This is a genomic window from Latilactobacillus graminis DSM 20719 (assembly GCF_001436415.1).
GTDB classification, from domain to species: Bacteria; Bacillota; Bacilli; order Lactobacillales; family Lactobacillaceae; genus Latilactobacillus; species Latilactobacillus graminis.
In genome coordinates this window covers 36,625-52,569 of sequence record NZ_AYZB01000005.1, presented here as the reverse complement: position 1 = coordinate 52,569, position 15,945 = coordinate 36,625, and the positions used below count along the sequence as shown (strand labels likewise).

Genomic DNA, 15,945 nt, shown 5'->3' with positions numbered 1-15,945 from the left:
AATTCTACGCGGGTCCAAAACGATTAACCAGTCAGGTTAATCGTTTCTCTTTGATATCTAAGGTAAGACCACAAAGAACAAAGCAGCCAGTATTCCACCCAAAATTGGACCCACAACTGGAATCCAGCTATATGACCAATCTGAACCGCCTTTATTAGCAATTGGCAAAAATGCATGTGCTAGACGTGGACCTAAATCCCGCGCAGGGTTGATCGCATACCCGGTCGTTCCTCCAAGGGATAGGCCAATCGCCGTGATAATTACCCCAACAATGATTGGATTTAATCCAGCCGTTAATTCACCACGTGTTAATGCTAACAATCCAAAGACCAGGACAAATGTCCCAATTAATTCACTCATTAAATTAGCAAATGGGCTGCGAATCGCAGGACCAGTTGCAAAAGAACCTAAAATTGCAGCTTGATCTTTAGTGGCTTGCCAGTGTGGATAATACTGAATCCAAACAAACACAGCCCCCAAAAATGCCCCAATCATTTGCGCAATAATAAACGGAATAACCGCTGCCCATGGTGTCTTGCCGATCATCGCAAACGCAATGGTAACTGCGGGGTTCAAATGGGCTGGACCCATAAAGGCTGATGTATAAACCCCTAATGTCACGGCAAAACCCCAACCAAGCGTAATCGCAATCCAGCCAGCCCCATTGGCCTTTGTTTTTGCTAAGCTAACCCCGGCAACAACACCATCCCCCAAAAGCACTAGCATAAATGTCCCTACGAGTTCACCAAACGCCTGAACCATTATTGAATGTTCCATTAGCTTTCCTCCAAATTAATTTTTTATTTCAGATAATCTAATTGCGCTTCAGTAATTGCCGCGTCCAATAGTTCTGTTTGGCGTGTCTTTTCAGCAGCATCCCACTTCAGCAAACGAGCCATTTCATTAACAACTGGTTGTTTAATCGTCGCTAATTGATCATTATGGAATAAGATGAAATTCGTCCATCTTAAAAGATAATCAACTGGTGTCAAGGTCATTTCTTCGTTAACTGAATACCGCAAACTAATGGTTTCTTTCAAATTCAAACCTTCTGCAGTGCCTTGGTCAGCATATGAAACCACTCGACTGACATTTGAACCAAAGCGGTTAGCTAAATCGATGGCATCCGTTTCATCGATACCCTTATTCATCGCAACCTTAGCATAGAATTTAAGGGTGTCATCAACATTATTGGGATCGAAGTGACCGCCTGAAACTTGTAACTTCTTAGAATCAATTTCGTGCACCGTTTCGTTAAATTCGTTCTTTAAAATTTCACGAATTTTTTCAAGCGCTCCAGCAGCCATTTTACGGTAGTCAGTAATCTTACCACCTGATAAAGTAATTAAACCATTTTCGGTTACTTTTAAATCACTCCCACGCGAAACCTGTGAGGGGTTAACTGTCTCCTCAGCATGTGCAGTTCTTAGTTGACTGATTGCTTTTTCAACATCTGCACGGACAGCTGTTTTGTGCTCATAATCATCAACTGTCTTGATCAGAGCATTGAATGATGCTTCTGAAACTTTACCACTATTTGCACCACCGCCGTTATAATCGGAGCTACCGTTGTTAGAGATTAATGGGCGCAACCCCGCCCAGCTGGCTTCAACATCATTTAATGCAATATTAACGCTAGGGTAACGATTATTGATTGCTTTTAACAAATAATCGACATCGGACTGTTCAACCCGTGGATGCTTGAAGTCGCCCGTGAAATCAGTATCAGTTGTCCCAAAGTATGTCTTACCTTCACGTGGCACAACGAAGATCATCCGACCATCATGTAAGCCAGAATCGAAGTAAGTTGGTTGTGGCACTGATAAACGACTACTATCAACAACTAAGTGAATTCCTTTAGTTGGCCGAAGTGTTGCTTGTGCTTTGACTTCCGTATTCAAAGCATTGACTTTATCAACCCATGGGCCAGTCGTATTAATCACTAATTTAGCATGAATATCAAACGTTTCATCCGTTAGTTCATCATGTGCTTTCAAACCGTTTACGCGGCCATTTGCATCATAAGTCATCCCCACTGCTTTAACGTGACTAGCAATTAATGCACCTAATTCATCAGCTTCTTTAATATTTTCGATGACTAACCGGGCATCATTATTGACAAAGTCTAAATAAACACCAGCCCCCATCAAACGATCTGACTTCAAGCCAGGTTCGCGTTGTAACACTTCCTTACGGTCAATTGTGTAGTTGGCATATTGAGTGCCAGTTACCCCTGCCAATTTATCATATAAATCCATCGCAATCTTGACACTGAACATGTCATAAGTTGCTTCGGGTTCATCATAAATTGGTAAAAGCATTGGTGTCGGCCGTGGAATATGTGGGGCGATACCTTGAACAACAGCCCGTTCGCTTACAGTATCTGCCACCACCCCAACGTCGAAAGTCTTTAAATAACGGATACCACCGTGAACTAACTTCGTTGATCGGGATGAAGTCCCTTCGGCAAAATCTTGCATTTCAATCAAACCGGTTTTGATACCTGATGCAGCTGCTTGAATGGCAACCCCCGCACCAGTAATCCCACCACCGATTACTAATAAATCAAGTTGTTCGTTCTTTAAGTTATTAATGATTTGTTGACGTCCTTCTAATGAAAATGTCATAATAATCCTCCTCATTCATGCATTTTATATGGTCGATGTTTGAAAATCTTGGTTGCTTCAACTGCTTGTTGCCAACCGGCATAGAGATCTTCTCGTTCTTCTTCAGGCATTTCCGGTTCAAACCGTTGTCCCACTGAGAAAATATGGGCCAATTCATCTGTATCTCGCCAAAAGCCAACTGCTAAACCAGCTAAGAATGCAGCCCCCATCGCTGTAGTTTCAAGGTTTGCTGCTTTTTCAATTGAGCTATTCAAAATATCTGCTTGGAATTGCATTAAATAGTTGTTGTTCGCGGCCCCACCGTCGACCCGAAGCACTTTGATATCAATTCCAGTATCTTTTTGCATGGTTTGAACGACATCACGCGTTTGATAAGCTAATGATTGCAGCGTTGCCTTAATAACGTCTTGCCGGTTCGTCCCACGCGTAATGCCAAGGATTGCGCCACGTGCTTCTGAGTCCCAGTATGGTGCCCCCAAGCCTGTAAAAGCAGGGACAACATAAACTTCGTTCAAACTCGTCGAAGCCTTAGCAGCTGTTTCAGAATCAGATGATTTCTCAACCAGTTGCATACTGTCGCGTAACCATTGAATCGCTGAACCAGCAACAAAGACTGAGCCTTCTAATGCATAATTAACTTGACCGTTGATTGAATAGCCGATAGTTGTTAATAGGTTATTTTGCGACATCGTTGGTTCTTTCCCTGTATTCATCACAATAAACGAACCTGTTCCATAGGTATTCTTGACCATGCCTGGTTGAAGGGCTAATTGACCAAATAATGCGGCTTGTTGATCCCCCGCCATTCCTGAAATTGGTACTGAGCTACCATAGAAGTGGTAGGGTGCTGTTTCACCATAAATTTCAGAATTTGAGCGCACATCAGGCAACATAATCCGTGGAATGTTTAAAACTTTGAGAATTTCGTCATCCCAATCCAAATTAAGAATATTAAATAACATTGTCCGGCTGGCATTGGTATAATCGGTAACATGAGCTGCACCACCGGTTAATTTCCAGGTAATCCAAGTATCAATTGTTCCAAAAAGTAACTCGCCTTTTTCAGCTCGTTCTTGTGCACCTGGTACTTGATCCAAAATCCAACGAATCTTAGTTGCAGAAAAATAAGCATCGATGAGTAAACCAGTCTTTTTGTGGAACGTTTCCTCGTACCCATCTTTTTTTAATTGTTCTGCTATGTCATTAGTTTGTCGCGATTGCCACACAACCGCATTGTAAATTGGTAACCCGGTCTCCTTATCCCAAACAACCGTCGTCTCACGTTGATTAGTAATCCCAATGCCCGCAATTTGATGGGGTTGAATCCCAGATGAAATAAAAGCACTCGCAATTGTTGATAAAACAGCATTCCAAATTTCGTTAGCATTATGTTCTACCCAACCCGGTTCAGGAAAATATTGCGGAAACTCACGCTGTGCGTCGGCAACTTTTTGACCATCATGATCAAAAATAATTGAGCGGGTACTGGTCGTACCTTCATCAATTGCTAAAATATATTTTTCAGCCATCTTAATCCTCCTTTAACAATCATATTCGGAAAACGTTTTCTATAACACTATTATAGATTATGTATATCCAAAAAGAAAGCGATTTCCATAAATTAAATTTTACACAACTTAATAATCCTGTTAAACCAGTCTTTAATTCATCTTAAAAAAATAAAAAGCACGTTAATCAGTTAGATGCACACTAGCTATAGTCTGTCTCTAACCGATTAACGTACTTGGTTTAAAATTGTATTCTATTGATGCATTTTAACACTAGCTCACACACTCGAAGTGGTCCTTATTTAACTAATAAAACATTCGTTGCCGCATGAGCGCTAACATATTGAGCAACTGACCCTACCATCATGCGTTCAATTACGCCCTTGCCAGTAATACCAAGCATAATTAAATCAATACCATATTTTTCTGGAATTCGAAAAGCAATTTCTTTTTTTGGCGAACCAACCTCCAAGATCGGGGTAATTTTCGTTAATCCATGATTATTGGCGTAACGCAGATGAGCAGCTAATTGTTCCTTCACACGATCTTTTTCCATGGCAATCATCTTGGCATAGAGGCTTGCATCTGGTGAAACATTAATGGTACTCGGAATGATATGTGCCACATAAAGTTCAGCGTCATTTCTTTTAGCTACTTCAACAGCCTCTACGAAGGCCTTGTTCGCTAAATCCGACCCATCAACTCCGACTAAAATTTTCTGGTAAGTTGTAATCATTGCCTAACATCCTCCTATCATGAAGTCAAATCGAATCATGGTGATAACTTCATCATACTGAACCCACCGAGTCTTTGCCAATTTAACTGCTTAAAAAAATTCCGCTCAAAAATGAGCGGAATAGGATTGTTATCTTTTAATCAAAATGATTGCACAAAAAAACCCCGCGGATGCGGGGCACAAATATTAAAGTTTAACGATGTTTGTTGCTTGAGGACCGCGGTCGCTGTCTTCAACATCATATGAAACTGCTTGGCCTTCATCTAATGACTTGTAACCGTCACCTTGGATTGCTGAGAAATGAGCAAAAACGTCTTTGCCATCTTCACCAGTAATAAAACCAAAACCTTTGTCTGCGTTAAACCATTTTACTGTGCCGTTGTTCATAATAATTCCTCCTGATACATATCAATGTACGTTTTTTGTTGCAATAAATTATTGATAGGTAAAAGAGGAAGGTATTGTGCATCCAAAACTCAAATTACGTTTCAAAATTTGATTACTTGAACAGTATAGCATGGGATTTTCTAATTAGCAACCCACATTTTATAAATATTAAGCTAATCATGCTTAATTAAAGTGCTAAAGGCGATTAAATAAGCATTTAGTCCACATAATTTTTTTATTTAATGATTGAATTCGAGCTCTTTTATGGTTTATCAACAACAGTTGATTAATTAGTATTTGTATTAAAGCTCACCGTCAATACAGCCCAATAAAAAAAACTAACTCCGTTTTGCAACTAACGAAATTAGCTATTTTCCAATCGATATTTATGTCACAGGCGAGATTCGAACTCGCGACCTACGGTTTAGAAGACCGTTGCTCTATCCAGCTGAGCTACTATGACCTCATTAATTAACAGCTTTTTCTATCAGAATACCGCACAACATGCTATATTATAAGCAATTGAAACCATCACTGTCAATTAAAATTCGCAGAAATGAGGGAAAAACATGCAATTAAATCAGTTTGCACGCTTAACTAAATCTCAATCTGAACAAATCACGGAATTACAGCGGATTCATTTGCTTCCAACAGATTTCGCTCAGCTTTCTTTTCAGAAACTTGCCCAAACTATTTTTCAACGGCTGTTTCCGGAGGCGCGTAGCCAATCAACCCGCATTAGGCAACTCGGTTTATTACAAGCCACAACTGAATTAAATCTAACCACCTACCTTGAAAGCATCAACACTTCATTTGATCAAGTGGTCTTCTATAATGTCGCTCTTCAACTACTGGGGTTTGAAGTGATAACCGATTTCGCACTTGATCAACCGATTGCTTTTATGGCCGCCACTAAACTTCCCTTTATCGATCAAGCAACATTTGATCAACCTACCTTCATCCAAGCCCTGTATCTGCTATTAACGACGCGTAGCCAAAATGGGTTACTTTATCTGGACCAATTGGCTAACCGCGGTTTTTTTGCGAACTGGCAAGGTGTCCAGCCCCAATTTCTCATCTTCAATGGAAAGGTCCAACCCGTCTTTGATACTAGCCACTTAATTCGCGAAGTTGTTTATGTTGAATCAAGCCTAGATACCGATCAAGACGGCCAACGCGACTTATTAGAAACGACTATCTTCAGACCACGCGCAACTGAAGCGGGCTTAAAGATTCCAGCACTCTACACTGCCAGTCCTTACTATAAGGGGATTAACGACGTCGATGCTGATTTGCACAATGTCGATACTACAATTGCGACTAAACCCGTTCAACAACCAGACTTAGCTGATTTAACCCAAGCACCAAATACTGCACCGATCCCTCAACAACGCACCGTTAAAAGTACAAGTATGACAACTGAATTAAACGCGACAGATGACAGCAATTACAGTTTAAATGATTACTTTCTGGCGCGCGGCTTTGCGAACGTTTACGCTGGCGGCATTGGCACGCGCGGTTCCGACGGCGTTCGTACTTGTGGCTCACCTGAAGAAACAGCTTCAACCACGGCCATCATCGAGTGGTTAGCCGGTAATCGACGGGCCTTCACCAACCGCACCGATGGCATTGAAATTAAAGCTTGGTGGTGTAATCACCAAATTGCGATGACTGGTAAATCCTACCTTGGGACTTTAGCAACTGCTGCTGCAACAACCGGCGTTGAAGGTCTGAAAACCATTGTAGCTGAAGCCGCCATTTCCAGTTGGTACGATTACTACCGCGAAAACGGGTTAGTAGTCGCACCAGTGAATTGTCAGGGTGAAGATGCCGACGTCTTGGCGAAGTTATGTCAAACCCGCCAAAAAGATGCCGCCGATTACGCGCTCTCCGGTGCTTTCTTCGCCGACCAACTCAAAGCCCTGCAAGAAGGGCAAGATCGCATCACAGGCAATTACAATGCCTTCTGGGCAGCGCGTAACTATCGTGATAATATCGCCAACCTCAATTGCGACGTCATCTTAGTCCACGGATTAAATGATTGGAACGTTAAACTGCAAAATGCCGGTGCCTTATGGGATTTATTGCGTGATCAACCGGTTAATAAGAAGCTTTTCTTACACCAAGGGGAACATATCTATATGAATAACATTCAATCGATCGATTTCACCGATATGATGAACTTATGGTTCACGCATCAATTACTCGGCGTTGATAATCAGGCGCTTACAACATTGCCGGCCGTCATGATTCAAGACAATGCGCAAGAAGCCACTTGGACGACCCAAGCGGATTGGCTAGCTCCAGTCAATCCAACCACGACTTTCTGGCTAAACGAACAAACATTAAGGGTTAACGCTACTGAAAATGCACCACTGGCCACTTTTAAAGATGATGGCGTTGCGATCTTTAGAGCGCAAAAAATAAGTGAAGCTGCTTGGCAAGATGCCTTAATCGCAGATCAATCCAGTTTCACAGGTAACCGGCTACGTTTCTTAAGCGCTCCGTTAACCAAGCCATTCATCATTGATGGTCGAATTCAGTTTAGGACCAGGGTCGCTGTCAATGCCGAACGCGGGCTATTGAGCGTGTTGGTGATTGACTATGGCCAATTTAACCGTTTAGGCACCGCACCTGCTGTATTAGCTGCTAAAGGCCAACAACTCGGCTATCAGTGGCACTGTGATGATTTAAAGGAGTTTAAGCTCAATCGACCAAGCAATTATCAAGTCATCACTAAAGGGCACATCAATCTCCAAAATCGCCACAATAGTTATCAAACCGAAGCGGTCACCCCAAACGAATTCTATGATATTACGCTCGACTTACAACCCACCCATTACGATTTAACAGCGGGGCATCAACTTGGTCTGTTAATCTACGCGACTGATATGGGGATGACGATTCGTGAAGAGCAGGCATTCGTTTACCAAGTTGACTTGGCTGCTAGCCAACTGATTGTCCCCCATCTAAATGATTAATAAGGAGTCTTTTTATAATGTCAAACCTCATCACCTGTCGTCAAACGCTCTCCATCAGTAACCATCGCGTCTTCGTCAATGATTTGAACGAACATGAAACCGTCTATGGCGGACGCTTGCTTGAACTCTTGGATGGTTCGGCATCCATTTCAGCTAGCCGCTTAGCGCGCGTCGAAACCGTGACTGCCAGTATCGACCAACTGAACTTCATTGCGCCTTTCAAAATGCAAGATTCCTTGTGCATCGAAAGTTACGTTGCCGGTGTCGGCACCCGTTCAATTGAAATCTTTACTAAGATTATCGGTGAACATCTCAAGACTGGTGAACGATTCCTCGGTCTAACTGCCTTCTTAACCTTTGTCACGATGGAAAAGCGCCCGGTCCTACCTGCCATTCAACCCGAATCACCAGAAGAACGGTTCATCTGTGCCGGTTATGAGGAACGAAAAGCCCATCGTCTCGCTAATTTTCAAAGTCAAAAACACTTCAATCAAAATATCAGTACCGATTATCCATGGAACGGTCAATAACGAACAAAAGAGGTGTCGATTATAATCATCGGCACCTCTTTTTATTTATCTTAAAAGTTAAACGTCCGGCTCCATTCATGTGTGCCACGATATTGGAATGGTTGGCTTTTAAAACCCGCCATCCCAAAACTAACGGTCATTAAAATAATTCCCACAAGAATCATACATAAACTAATCTTCAACCAATTTTTCAACATCTACGCCACCACCTTTAATCGACTACGGAACATCCCAACCAGCCAGCGTGTGATTCCAACCGAGAAACGAATTAAGTATTTCGTCATGTACCAGGTCGCCCCTGCACAAATCAGCCCCACACCAACCATCACAAAACTAATTCCAAGCTGCATAATCGCAATCATCCAGCCTTCTTGCAAGCCAACAAAGAACGATAAAATCAAACTAACACTACCACCCAGAATTCCGGCAGCGGCAAAGATTGTCCCCAGAAATGGGCCTAACCAAATCAAGAAATAACCAAGTACCACTATAATGATGGCGGTCAGCAACAACGTGCCCCATAACGGTGCCCCTAAGACTAACAAGAAACTGATTAAAATAATCAACATCGGTGCCATCTTCTTTTGGCGAACCTGTTTATCTGGTATAGCTAATTGCGCTACAATCTGAGCTGGCGTTGCTAAACTCGCGATAATCTCCGCTTCCGTTTCACCCGCTTCCAGTCGATCATCGATTAATTCATCGTAATAATCAATCGTGTTGGCTGCATCACTAATCCCATACCGCGTTAATTCTGCCGCAAGCTGTTTAATAAATTGATTCTTAGTCATTGTTACACTCCCTTATGTAAGTATAAATACCCATCACTGCCGGCCAATCGGCCAAAAAACTATCAATCGATGCCTGTCCCGCCAATGTTAAATGAAAATATTTACGCAAGCGTCCATTGTGTTCGACCCGATAACTTTCAATTTCCCCCTGCGCCTCGAGCCGTTTCAAGATTGGGTATAATGTTGAGTCCGAAATTTCAACGACATTCGATGTATCCTTGATAATTTGATAGCCATACGAATCCTCTTTTTTAAGCGTTGCTAACACACAAAATTCCAAGAGGCCTTTCTTTAATTGTGGATTCAAACCGATCACCCTTTCGAAAATCAATACTATATTATGCATAGTATTGTGTCAAGCATAAAAAAAAGAACGGTCATCAGTTTTACCTGATGACCGTTCTTTTGAAACGTGTGATAACAGTCATATCCCGACTGTTATCACACTCTTAATCTCTTCCGCCGCCAAAAATTTGGAGCATTGTGAGGAATAAGTTAACAAAGTCTAAGTACAAGGTTAATGCGCCCATCACAGCTAAACCAGAAACCGACATTTCACCAGTTGCGCCGTATTGACGATACATCATACTTAACTTTTGATTGTCCCATGCAGTTAAAATAATGAAAATAATCAACATCGCATATGACAAGAAGTAGCTGACGGCAGCTGATGCCATGAAGAAGTTAACCAATGAGACAATGATTACACCAATCAACCCCATCATCGCAAATCGGCCGAAGCCACTTAAATTATTCTTGGTGATTCGACCATAAATCGACATTGCTACGAAAACAAGGGCACTTGAAACAAAGGCTGTCCCAATTTGACCAATATTATAGACTAACAACACTGCCGAAAAAGTTAACCCATTCAATGCCGCATAAGCGACAAACATGGCAAATGATGCCGTTGGGTTCTTAGTTGAACGGCGACTAATTTGAACAACTAATAGTAGTTCAACAATCATTAAGCCCCAAACTAACCATGAACTACCGCTTGATAGTATCGCGAACGTTTGTGCTTTAAATACTGTTACTAATAAAATGGCAACCAATGCTGAAATCCCAACACCCACGGCCATTAAACCGTAGACTTTACTGAAAAAGCTCGTTTCACTTTCAACATTGACAACGCGTCTTTCTTCCATAAATATCACCTCTTATATTTCTAAGCAGGTTAACAATCACCCGACTAGAGACATTGTATCAAATCCATCAAGAAAGACAACCAAAATGCCCTAATCTTAATTATCTTTAGGACTTAGACTACTCAATAATTCTTCATATGCATATTCATATTTTTGTACATCACCAGCGCCCATGAAAACTACGACGGGTTGATCACAGTCCAATAAAGGGGACATATTGTCAATTTTTAAGACACGCCCACCCTTAGTAATCTTTGCCCCTAAATCGGCGCTTGATACTTTTCCAGCCTTTTCACGCGCTGAACTAAAGATATCCGTTAAGAAGACTTCATCCGCAAGATTTAAACTAGCTGCAAAATCATCCATTAACGCAATTGTCCGTGTGAACGTATGGGGTTGGAAAACCGCTACAATTTGTTTGTCTGGATATTTTTGCCGTGCCGCATCCAAAGTAGCCTTAATTTCGGATGGATGATGTGCATAATCGTCGATAATCGTCACATCGGCAACTTTCTTTTCAGTAAAGCGGCGTTTAACCCCCTTAAAGTTAGCCAACTCGTCGGCGACTTCCTGCCCGTCAATCTTTTCTAAAAAGCTGACCGCAATCACTGCTAAACTATTTAAAACATTGTGTTCGCCATATAGTGGCACATGATAGTGGCCAATATTTTCATCATGATAGTAAGCGTCAAATTCTGAACCCTGCACTGTTCGTTGGATATTGCGAGCCTGAAAATCATCGGCTTCCCGGACACCATAATAATAAATTGGTACATTTGCTTTGAGCTTCCGTAATTCAGGATCATCCCCCCAGGCAAAAATACCTTTTTGAACTTTATAAGCTTCTGATTGGAACGCATCGAACACATCATCTAAACCTGTATAATAATCTGGATGGTCAAAATCAATGTTAGTCATAATTAAATAGTCTGGCGAATACGCCAAAAAATGCCGCCGATATTCATCCGCTTCAAATGCAAAAAATTGGGCATCTTTAATCCCTTTACCAGTACCATCGCCAACTAAATAACTCGTTTTAGCAACGCCACTCAAAACATGTGCTAATAAACCACTAGTACTTGTTTTACCATGGGCCCCGGCAACTCCAATACTGGTATAGTCTTTTAATAATTCCCCCAAAAATTGATGGTAGCGAACAACTGGCAATCCCATTTCAAGAGCTTTTTTAATTTCAATTTGGCTATCTTGGAAGGCATTGCCGGCAATGACTGTTAACCCTTCGTGTAAATTATCTTCTGAAAACGGCAGGATTTTAATCGCTGCGCGTTCTAAATCGCGCTGAGTGAATGTATATTGATCAATATCCGATCCTTGGACTTGATAGCCTAGATCATTTAAGACAAGTGCAAGTGCACTCATCCCTGAACCTTTAATCCCAACAAAATGGTAAACCGTGTCATTTGTTATCATCTTTCAAACGTCCTCTTTTCAATAAAACATAATCAACTAATTAAAGCACCAATTCCTTCTAGTTTACCACATGGGCGGTTTGAGCTAAATAATGAATCACTATTTTACTCAATATCTAAATCACTTATCATGAATCCGCAAAAAAAAGCTACAACAAGTCAACTTGTCGCAGCTTTTTGATTGTTGCGTTTAGCCCAATGCTAAATAATTTTCAACATTTTGGAAGTAAACTTTATACCAAGTTAAGAACGTAAAAATAGTCCAAATCTTTCGGCGCCCATTAATTTTTTGCTCTTTATTAGCATCTAACAAGGCCAATATTTTAGCTTGATCAAAAAACTCCGCCACGAAGTCTTCACTAAAAAGGGCTTTAACTTTTTCATAATACTTATCATCTTCAAGCCATTGCTTAATTGGTACTGGAAAGCCTAACTTAGGTCGATTAGCCCAAGCAGCGGGTAAATGTTTCGCAGATGCTTGCCGGTATGCATATTTTGTATCATGGCTATTGATTAAATATTTCGTTGGCACTTCACCTGCAACCTTAGCCACTTTAGGATCTAGGAATGGTACACGCAATTCTAAACTATGCGCCATTGATAACTTATCTGCCTTTTGCAAAATATCATTTAACATAAAGTGGTGTAAATCGATATATTGCATTTGTGAGACTGGATCAGCATCTGCAACATTATCAAAATCCGCTTGATAGTTAGCTTGGATCGTCCCGTCGTTTTGATAAGCTGGTTGCAAGAATTGATTTGCTTCATCCGCCCCAAAAACACTGGGATTTTCAATATCAAAAATCACCGATTGCCCCGTATAAAATTCACGCGGATTAGCCAAGTTTGTATATAAATGGACGCGCCCTGGAAAAGCAGGCATCTTCTTAACTGCTTTGGCTAAGCTTGCCTGCACACCCTTCGGCAATTTCTTCAAGCCAGAGGTGAAGGCCTTGATGGTTGAATTATGTGAATGCATGCCGTAGTTGACATAACCAGCGAATAATTCGTCAGCACCTTCACCAGACAAAGCCACCGTTACTTTTTCACGAGCAAACCGTGAGAGGAACCATAATGGCACACACGATGGATTGCCATCTGGTTCGTCCAAGTAATATTGGATCTTGTCGAATTCAGCAAATGCATCGTCAGCATTGACTTTTGTTTCATTGAAATTTAAGCCCAATTCATCAGCAAGGGCCCGAGCTGCTGTGACTTCATTATAAGTTTGATCATCAAACCCAACACTAAAGACTTCTTGCGGTTGCAAAATGCTGGTTACATAACTACTGTCAACCCCTTCAGACAAGAAAGCCCCAACTGGTACATCTGCCACATTGTAAGCTTTAACTGATTCCTCAACTGCTGCATCAATTTTAGCCACTTCTTCTTCAAAAGATAAGTTTGAAGGAGCAAACGACATATCCCAATATTTTTGGATATCTAATTGGCCATCCTCGTACGTAAAGTAATGTCCGGCAGGAAATCTAAAGACCCCTTTAAAGAATGTTTCTTGCAGATCATTATATTGATTCATCATAAATGATTTCAAAGCCGTTTTATTTAATTCCGGTTTGAATTCTGGATGACGCATAAAGGTTTTAATTTCACTACTAAACATAAAAGTTCCATCTGTTAATGTCGTGTAATAAAGCGGCTTGATACCAAAGAAATCACGGGCACCAAATAACTTCTTAGCTTGTAAGTCATAGATCACAAAGACAAACATCCCACGAAGTTTAGTTACCACCTCTTTGCCCCACTGTTCATAACCATGCAAAATTGTTTCGGTATCTGAATCAGTTTTAAAATCATGCCCAAGTGCGATTAATTCCGTTCGCATTTCACGATAATTATAGATTTCACCATTGAAAAAAACTAACTTAGTGTGATCTTCATTATAGATGGGTTGATCACCCTTGGTTAAATCAATAATTGATAAGCGTCGGAAACCTAATGCGACTTGATCATCAATAAAATCGCCCTCACCACTGGGGCCACGGTGTTTAATGACATCCATTTGTTGGTTCAATACTTCTTTTTTCTTTGGTAAATCAAATAATCCACCGGCAAATCCGACAATCCCACACATATATTTAACCCCTTTTATATTTTACGATTGAATTAACTACAAAACGAAATAACAATTAATGGGCGGTTAAACCAATTAATTGTTATCGATTATCATACTATTATATTTTTAATAATCCCATAACAAATTCGTAAATCAGCTTATTTAAGCAAAGCGGCCACTGCCTCAACCGTCACTTCACGACCAACTTCCCAATCATCTGGTAAGACCATGATTCCTTTGGCCGGCGCATTGACTACGCCAATTTCACGCGCCGCACAAATCATCCCATCACTTTGAACACCGCGTAGCTGCCCTGGCCAAATAACTTTACCTTCGGGCATAACAGCCCCAACTGTCGCGACAATTACTTTTTGTCCTTGGGCAATATTGGCTGCACCACAAACAATCTGTACCGTTTGATCAGGTGCAATCTGAGTTTGCGTAATATGCATATGATCTGAATCAGGATGCGCTACACTTTCTTGAACGTAACCAACCACAAGATGTGGCGCTTCATCAGCAACTAAATCACCGGTAAATCCGGCGGCCACTAAGGCTTCATTTAACACCGTAACTTCTTGTTTAGTCAACGTTTGCACACCGTTGAATTGTAAGTCCGGCAATAACTCATTTATCGCTAAAAAATTATATCCAATCGTCTGGTTAGCCTGATTACTGATACGTACGATTGATTGTTTTTCAACTGTCTCTTGCTTTTTATCATCTGGTTGGGTCATCACCACTAAGATGTTGGGAAAAGCAACTTGATTCATACTTGCAATTAACATTTAATGACTCCTTCAAAATTAGTTCAATGAGTGAATAAATCCAGTAATTTCGCGTTTTGTTTTCCGATCTTTATTAACGAAACGACCAATCTCTTTTCCATTATCAATCACCACAAAACTAGGAATTCCAAAAATTTCCCACTCTTCACAAATGTCGATGAATTGGTCCCGATCAATCTCAATAAAGTCGTATTCTGGGAATTCAGCTTCTATCTCTGGCATGGCCGGTTTAATAAACCGACAATCGCTACACCAAGTTGCTGTAAAAAATAAAACATGTTTCCCTTCAGTCATCAGATGGGTCAGATTCGTATCTGCCATCGTTGCTAATTCTTTCATTATGCACCCCTTCAAATTTTTACTACTCGTTTTAATATAAGCGGTTTAGTCGTAAATGTCCACTCCTTAGGACTAAAAATTGTGCTATACTATTCAAAGACAAAAATGACTGAGGAGTTTTTCATTGAAAAAAAATGGCCAAACATTCAAATATTTATTAACCGGAATCGGCTTAGCACTCGCAGCTGCTGCTAGTGCTAAACAGTATCGGGCGCAACAAAGAATGATTAAATTAAACCAAATTTTAGAAGATGTTAAAGCCGGCTTGAAGCACGAAGGACACATTGTGGGTTCTTGGATAGAAGAAAATCCACATTTGTTTTCGCAGAACCAACGTACTTTTCCAATCTATCAAGGTGGTATTATCTGCGAACGCACAGATGGAACCAATCAATTCCACTTCAAAGTTGATGCTCGGACCGGTGTTGTGATTGAGTTTTCACAAATATAAAGCATCTATCTAAACCGGTTGCTCCATCAATTAAAAATGACCCATCAACCGAATAAATTGGTGAAAGGCCCCAATAATGTTAGCCATTAAAATCTAACTTATTGGGGCCTTTTTGTGACCAAATATAAACTTGACGAAAAACTAAAGGCAGT

General features: G+C 40.9%; 16 protein-coding genes and 1 tRNA gene. 3 read left to right on the top strand and 14 right to left on the bottom strand.

The annotated features are described in order from the left end of the window. Positions 1-57 precede the first annotated feature (57 nt). The 6 genes from FC90_RS02510 to FC90_RS02485 form a co-directional block, all read right to left on the bottom strand. Entirely contained in the window at positions 58-777 is a 720-nt protein-coding gene (locus FC90_RS02510) for an MIP/aquaporin family protein (protein WP_057907735.1), read from the bottom strand. 23 nt (positions 778-800) lie between these two features. Then, positions 801-2,627 carry a type 1 glycerol-3-phosphate oxidase gene (glpO, locus tag FC90_RS02505; RefSeq protein WP_057907734.1) on the bottom strand — a complete coding sequence of 609 codons (1,827 nt, stop codon included), beginning with the start codon at positions 2,625-2,627 and terminating at the stop codon, positions 801-803. Between the two features lie 11 nt (positions 2,628-2,638). Beyond that, on the bottom strand, positions 2,639-4,156 hold the full coding sequence (glpK, locus tag FC90_RS02500; RefSeq protein ID WP_057907733.1) for a glycerol kinase GlpK: 1,518 nt from the start codon (positions 4,154-4,156) through the stop codon (positions 2,639-2,641). Positions 4,157-4,433: 277 nt separating this feature from the next. Further along, positions 4,434-4,871 (bottom strand): universal stress protein, encoded by a 438-nt coding sequence (locus FC90_RS02495; protein WP_057907732.1) that lies wholly within the window; start codon positions 4,869-4,871, stop codon positions 4,434-4,436. A gap of 186 nt (positions 4,872-5,057) precedes the next feature. Further along, positions 5,058-5,258 (bottom strand): cold-shock protein, encoded by a 201-nt coding sequence (locus FC90_RS02490; protein WP_057907731.1) that lies wholly within the window; start codon positions 5,256-5,258, stop codon positions 5,058-5,060. A 389-nt stretch (positions 5,259-5,647) separates the two neighbouring features. Next, positions 5,648-5,721, bottom strand: a tRNA-Arg gene (locus tag FC90_RS02485). 106 nt (positions 5,722-5,827) lie between these two features. On the opposite strand from FC90_RS02485, the gene FC90_RS02480 reads away from it, so the two are divergent. Together FC90_RS02480 and FC90_RS02475 are read left to right on the top strand one after the other, a co-directional pair. Next, a complete protein-coding gene (locus FC90_RS02480) occupies positions 5,828-8,239 on the top strand; it encodes a Xaa-Pro dipeptidyl-peptidase (RefSeq protein ID WP_057907730.1) in 2,412 nt (803 codons plus the stop codon). 17 nt (positions 8,240-8,256) lie between these two features. Further along, the gene (locus tag FC90_RS02475) at positions 8,257-8,769 is read left to right on the top strand and encodes an acyl-CoA thioesterase (RefSeq protein WP_057907729.1); all 513 of its coding nucleotides are present in this window, start codon (positions 8,257-8,259) and stop codon (positions 8,767-8,769) included. 50 nt (positions 8,770-8,819) lie between these two features. Here FC90_RS02475 and FC90_RS09400 read toward each other — a convergent pair whose 3' ends face one another. The 8 genes from FC90_RS09400 to FC90_RS02440 form a co-directional block, all read right to left on the bottom strand. Continuing rightward, positions 8,820-8,966 (bottom strand): hypothetical protein, encoded by a 147-nt coding sequence (locus FC90_RS09400; RefSeq protein ID WP_004270339.1) that lies wholly within the window; start codon positions 8,964-8,966, stop codon positions 8,820-8,822. Then, on the bottom strand, positions 8,967-9,560 hold the full coding sequence (locus FC90_RS02470; protein ID WP_057907728.1) for a DUF1700 domain-containing protein: 594 nt from the start codon (positions 9,558-9,560) through the stop codon (positions 8,967-8,969). It abuts the gene before it with no gap. Then, the gene (locus FC90_RS02465) at positions 9,553-9,867 is read right to left on the bottom strand and encodes a PadR family transcriptional regulator (RefSeq protein ID WP_057907727.1); all 315 of its coding nucleotides are present in this window, start codon (positions 9,865-9,867) and stop codon (positions 9,553-9,555) included. The genes FC90_RS02470 and FC90_RS02465 overlap by 8 nt, the downstream gene beginning before the upstream one ends. A gap of 142 nt (positions 9,868-10,009) precedes the next feature. Next, positions 10,010-10,708 (bottom strand): Bax inhibitor-1/YccA family protein, encoded by a 699-nt coding sequence (locus FC90_RS02460; protein ID WP_057907726.1) that lies wholly within the window; start codon positions 10,706-10,708, stop codon positions 10,010-10,012. A 96-nt stretch (positions 10,709-10,804) separates the two neighbouring features. Continuing rightward, positions 10,805-12,139: a UDP-N-acetylmuramate--L-alanine ligase gene (gene murC / locus FC90_RS02455; RefSeq protein WP_083481996.1), complete on the bottom strand. Its 1,335-nt coding sequence runs from the start codon at positions 12,137-12,139 to the stop codon at positions 10,805-10,807. A 189-nt stretch (positions 12,140-12,328) separates the two neighbouring features. Further along, a complete protein-coding gene (gene asnB, locus FC90_RS02450; RefSeq protein ID WP_057907725.1) occupies positions 12,329-14,233 on the bottom strand; it encodes an asparagine synthase (glutamine-hydrolyzing) in 1,905 nt (634 codons plus the stop codon). Positions 14,234-14,373: 140 nt separating this feature from the next. Then, complete coding sequence (gene ytpR / locus FC90_RS02445; RefSeq protein ID WP_057907724.1) at positions 14,374-15,003, bottom strand: YtpR family tRNA-binding protein; 630 nt, start codon at positions 15,001-15,003, stop codon at positions 14,374-14,376. Positions 15,004-15,021: 18 nt separating this feature from the next. Next, positions 15,022-15,342: a thioredoxin family protein gene (locus FC90_RS02440; RefSeq protein ID WP_057907723.1), complete on the bottom strand. Its 321-nt coding sequence runs from the start codon at positions 15,340-15,342 to the stop codon at positions 15,022-15,024. 124 nt (positions 15,343-15,466) lie between these two features. On the opposite strand from FC90_RS02440, the gene FC90_RS02435 reads away from it, so the two are divergent. Continuing rightward, positions 15,467-15,793, top strand: coding sequence for a hypothetical protein (locus tag FC90_RS02435; protein WP_057907722.1), 327 nt, complete (start codon positions 15,467-15,469; stop codon positions 15,791-15,793). The last annotated feature ends 152 nt before the right edge of the window (positions 15,794-15,945 follow it).